The organism is Alkalibacterium sp. m-11 (genome assembly GCF_054658155.1).
Genome location: NZ_BAAGIR010000316.1, coordinates 1 through 673, shown reverse-complemented (window position 1 = coordinate 673; position 673 = coordinate 1). Strand labels below are relative to the sequence as shown.

At 36.8% G+C, this 673-nt stretch carries 1 protein-coding gene; it reads right to left on the bottom strand.

Features of this window, described 5'->3' with window-relative positions:
- Positions 1-114: 114 nt before the first annotated feature.
- A complete protein-coding gene (locus ACYQ2O_RS12590) occupies positions 115-558 on the bottom strand; it encodes an HTH domain-containing protein (protein ID WP_459770967.1) in 444 nt (147 codons plus the stop codon).
- Between the last annotated feature and the right edge of the window lie 115 nt (positions 559-673).

Sequence of the window (673 nt, the reverse complement as noted above, 5' to 3'; positions counted from 1 at the left end):
CTTCTTTTTTCTTTCGACTCTCTTCAGATTTCAACCAGTTGTAATACCCCGAACGTGAAACTAAAGCAATCTCACATAGCCATGATATATTTAACAAATTATGATCTCGTTTTGTTAGGTCTTTAATGAGTTGGAATTTTTCTTGTGTGAAGCCCTCTTGGCCTTCCGATGGATAAAATTTGTTTTTTTTAGGGCATCTATCTGTTGTTTTTGAAGGGCGACTTTATGTTTCAAGTGTGCGATTTCTTCTTCTTGAGTTCTTTCTTTAGTACGGGGTCTTCCACTGGATTCACTACGTAAATCCATAAATCCTTCTGGGCGATGGCTCATATTTTTAATTCGTCTGGAAAAAGTCTTTATACGGTCTTTCCCTAACGCTATCACATCAAAGTCTGCGTCTCTAAAAATTTGCGTAGGTCCTTTTCCGAGAGCTTTTTCTTTAGCGAAATGGTCTTTGAATGCCTCTGAGTAAGTTACTGCTTTAGTTGATGCTTTCTCTACAAAAGGATTTTCTTCAAGTTCTCTTCGCTCTTCCTCTGTAAAATAATTTCTTCCCATGTCAACGCTCTCCTTTGAACTCATATAGTTGGGTTCATTATACAATAAAGAACCCTATAAAATAGAGAACGAATAAGGGTTTTTTATCCGTGTCTATTCTATAGGGTCCAGTTTA

What these genes read in the sequence shown, in the direction of transcription:
- ACYQ2O_RS12590 (WP_459770967.1), bottom strand. Translation starts at nt 558, where the DNA reads ATGGGAAGAAATTATTTTACAGAGGAAGAGCGAAGAGAACTTGAAGAA.